This window comes from uncultured Brachyspira sp. (genome assembly GCF_944393015.1).
Classification (GTDB): domain Bacteria; phylum Spirochaetota; class Brachyspiria; order Brachyspirales; family Brachyspiraceae; genus Brachyspira.
This window is the reverse complement of the sequence record NZ_CALXYQ010000090.1, coordinates 1-4,542: the sequence shown is the minus strand read 5'-3', so window position 1 is coordinate 4,542 and position 4,542 is coordinate 1. Positions and strand designations below refer to the sequence as shown.

1 protein-coding gene and 1 pseudogene are annotated in these 4,542 nt (G+C 25.5%); both read right to left on the bottom strand.

Going from position 1 to position 4,542, the window contains the following annotated elements; all coding sequences use genetic code 11:
* Positions 1 to 229 precede the first annotated feature (229 nt).
* Positions 230 to 1,156 (bottom strand): annotated as a pseudogene (locus Q0K19_RS14865) (BspA family leucine-rich repeat surface protein); the annotation flags it as partial.
* 470 nt (positions 1,157 to 1,626) lie between these two features.
* Positions 1,627 to 4,221 carry a BspA family leucine-rich repeat surface protein gene (locus Q0K19_RS14860; RefSeq protein ID WP_297249330.1) on the bottom strand — a complete coding sequence of 865 codons (2,595 nt, stop codon included), beginning with the start codon at positions 4,219 to 4,221 and terminating at the stop codon, positions 1,627 to 1,629.
* Positions 4,222 to 4,542 lie beyond the last annotated feature (321 nt).

The window sequence follows — 4,542 nt, the reverse complement described above, 5'->3', positions numbered from 1 at the left end:
GCAAAGCCCCAGATATAAAAACAAAAATATAAATTTATTTTTGACAAAATATAGTTGTTTAGGTATATACTAAAAATATCGCCGTCATACTAAATTTATAAAATTATTAGAATTAATTTTACTTATTAATCTTCTGCGTTTGAATAAAATAACTTCTATTATCTAAATATATCTTAACATATTAACATAATATAGTATTTGTAAAAAATTAAAGCTATTTTATTAAAGATGAAAAATCTTCTTCAAGTTTTTTTCTTAATCTTACAATTCTTCTATTTTTATCTTTTGCAATAAGATCATATATTTCTTTGACATTATCTTTTGTTATAGTTATATAATCTTCTTTAGGATAAAATGCCTGCATATATATTTTAAGTCTTGTATGCAATTTCTCCTCATCATCACAAATAAAGGTTATATCTTTCAATTTATCTAAATTCCAATGTTCTAAAGATTCATAATGATCAAACTTTTCTGCATATTTAAACATAAACTCTATATTGGTTACTTTCTTTGTATTCCATTTATCAAGGGGCTGATTAAAACTTTCTGCTGAAAGAAACATACAGCTCATATAGTTTACATTAGACACATTCCAACTATTTAAAGGCTGATCAAATTTTTTACAATCATCAAACATTCTACACATATTTTCAACATTAGAAGTATCCCATTTATCCAAAGGCTGATTAAAAAATTCACATTCCTCAAACATGCCTCTCATATTTTTCACTTTCGATGTGTTCCAGCTATTTAAAGGCTGATTAAACTCTTTGGCACCGCAAAACATAAATCTCATATCTTCAACATTAGATACGTCCCAATTATCCAAAGGCTGATCAAAATTAGAACAATAAGCAAACATATTATTCATACTTTTTACTTTGGATACATTCCAATTGCTTAAATCATGATCAAAATCTATATTTGAGTATCTTACCATTGAATTATATCACATATAAGCAAACATCATATCCATATTTGTAACATTAGAAACATCCCAATCTTCTATGCCTTCAAAATCTTTTCTTTTACTTTCATAAAAAAGTTTACTCATATCTGTGATAAGACTTGTATCAACATCATAAAGTTTTATACCGTCAGTAAATACTAGTTTTTTTAATTCTGTTTTTGTTTCTGGTTTATATTTTTTCATAATCTAATATCCTAATCATAAAAAATTAAATATAATCATATAGTACTATACTAAATTAAATAGAATTTGTCAAAATTAATTTAGTATTTTTATTATTGTTTGCTTCAGATAAAATATATTTTACAAATAAATAGTACATTCTAAACAACTATATTTTATCAATTTTCTGATGTTCTTTTTCCCGCCGCAAAAAGAACCAAAAAATGCAAGGATAGAATTAGTACTAAATCATACTAAAATTGTCTACATGTAAGGTAATTTACTAATTTAAGCTAAAATATAGCCCTTCGCCGAAGGCGGGCTGTGCCTGCTTCTTTTGCTACCACAGGCACTCCCTATGGTAGCAAAAGAAGTTGGGGTTCGGCACGTCTGTGTGCTTCGCAGGGCTAGTCCCCGAAAATAATAACAATATAAAAAATAAAATTGACAAAATATAGTTGTTTAGCTATATACTCTGTAACATATAAAAATTAAAATAAATCAGTTAGTCTGAAATCAAAAATCATAAACACTAAAAATGTATAAACAAATCTCTTGCTTATATCTTTTTTATTTTCACCCTTTTTGAAATCAATACTAATATTTACTAAATCATCATATTCTACTTCCTCATCAACTTTTGCAGACATAGTAAAAATATCTCCGTCATTTGCTGTGAATGTATATGTTATAATGTCATTATCTCCTAATACATCATTGGTATGCATATCATATTTTTGAGCAAAGAATTTAAAAGCTCCATAGCTTGTATCTATATTTTTTATTTTCTTTATTTCTTTTTTCAAATTATCTTTATTTAATTTTATAGATGTTAATTGATTTATAGCCTGTGATAATTTACAATCTTCAAGCTGTTTTCTCCATTTATCTATAGTTTTATCGTCCATTTCTATAGGAGTTGCCAAACTCATGAAATTATCAGCATTAATTTTTATTTTTTCATTTTCTGTGTTTAAATATTTTCCATCGTTTGTATATCTGAAAGTTGTTATAAAGTTTTTATCTTTATCATACAAGTTCCATATTAAACTAGAACTAAATTTATTCATTAAATAATTATCAATAAAAACTTCTTTAAACAAGTCATAACTCAATATATCACCGTCTATTAACATAATACTTAAAATATGTGAGCTATGATTAATAAACTTATCTGCTTCTTTACCCAATTCTTTTATTTTATCTTTTAATTTTTTATCAAGATTTTGAGGTACTTTTTTTAATTCTTTATTATTTTTTATATCGAATAAACTTAAAGTATAATCATTATTAACAATTAATTTATAATCTTTATTTAATTCTTTTTCACCTTTAGAATTAAATCCTAAATTAGCCGTACATCTTAATCTAAATTCAGTATAACCTATATTCATTTTTTCAAGTAACTCATTAATCATTTCTACTGCTTCTTTACGAATTGCACTTTTAGTTGAATTTAGATATATTTTATATAATAAACTCTGAGCGTATCTGCTTTCTATATTGAAGCTTATCATTGTAAGGAGATTTTTTGATTCAATAGTATTCATTAATTCTGATATTTTCTTTAAAGCTTCATCTCCTCCGTACATAGCATAAACAAAAGCAGTGATAACTTCATCTTGATTTTTTAAATAAATCTCTTTAGTAAAATTTACAAATGATTTTAAATCAAGCAAATTAACCATGTTATCAATTTTTTCTAATTTTTTAATAGTTTTCTTTAAAGACAAATATTCTGAATATATATACTTTATAAGATTGATATTCACTTCTCTTGATTTATCTTTTACTAGAACAGGACAATTCTTTATAAATTCAAGTTTCTTATCATATTTTTTAGCATTGTAATTTCTTTCAGCATACTTTTCTGCTTTTTCTATAGTTTTGAAATTATAATTATTTGTAACAAATGAAAGCTCTGATGAGAAATCACTTTCAAGTCTTTTTTTCAATCTTACAACTTTTTTATTTTTATCATCTGCAATAAGTTCATATATTTCTTTAACATTAAATTTTGTTATACTTATAATATCGGCCTTAGGAAAAAATGCCTGCCTATATACTTGAATTCTTGTAGGTAATTTATCCATATCCTTATCATCACAAATTATACTTATAGCTTGTAAACTGTCTAAATTCCAATTTGCTAAAGATTCATAATGATCAAACTTGCGTGCATAGGCAAACAACAACATTACACTAATGACATTTCTTGTATCCCATTTATCAAGAGGCTGATTAAATTCTTCTGTAAAAGCAAACATATGCTCTATATTTGTTACTTTAGACATATTCCAGCTATTTAAAGGCTGATTAAATTTACCGCATGCTCTAAATGCAAATTCCATACTTTCAACATTAGAAGTATCCCATTTATCTAAAGGCTGATTAAAATTTTCACAGCCCGAAAATATATGTTGCATATTTTTCACATTAGATACGTCCCAATCATTAAGAGGCTGATCAAAAGCTTTACAATAACGAAACGTCTTTGATAAATCTTCAACATTAGATACATTCCAATTATTTATATTCTGATTAAATTTCAAAGCCACATTAAACATATTAGACATATCTTTAACATTAGAAACATCCCATTTGTCCAAAGGTTTATTAAATGCTTCACAGTTATGAAACATATCGCTCATATCTTTCACTTTAGATACATTCCAATTATTTAAAGGCTGATTAAACTTTTTAGCACCAAAAAACATGCCAGACATATTTTCCACATTTGAAACGTCCCATTTATTTAAAGGCTGATTAAAATATGTACAACAAGCAAACATATAAATCATGTTTTTCACTTTTGATACATTCCAATTATTTAAATTAGAATTAAACTCTGTCATTGAGTATTGGCCCAAAACATTGTAGTCCATATATGCAAACATATAAGCCATATTCTCAACATTAGAAGTATCCCACTCTTCTATGCCATCAAAATCTTTTCTTTCACTTTTATTAAAAAGGTCGCTCATATCTGTAATAAGACTTGTATCAATATCACCAAGTTTTATACCGTTGTTGGTGAATACTAATCTTTTTAATTCTTCTTTTGTTGTTGGTTTATATTTTTTCATAATCTCATTATAAATTTTAATATATGTAAATAGTAGCAATCAATTAACTACAAATAATAATACTTATTTATATACTAAAAATTTTTAAGTTTGTCAATTTTTTTATTCAACTTTTTCCCGCCGCAAAAAGTTGCAAAAAGTGCAAGTATAAAATTAGCACTAAATCATACTAAAATTGTTTTACATGTAATATAAACTATTAATTTAAGCACACCTTCCTCAGGTACTCAGAGCGAAAAACACATATACTACAGTTTAATATTTTAAGAATATGTATTAAATATACTATAATACCATACTTTTAGCTCAAAAATGCAGTCT

Coding starts and splice junctions, on each gene's coding strand:
- Q0K19_RS14860 (WP_297249330.1), bottom strand. CDS start 4,221: ATGAAAAAATATAAACCAACAACAAAAGAAGAATTAAAAAGATTAGTA.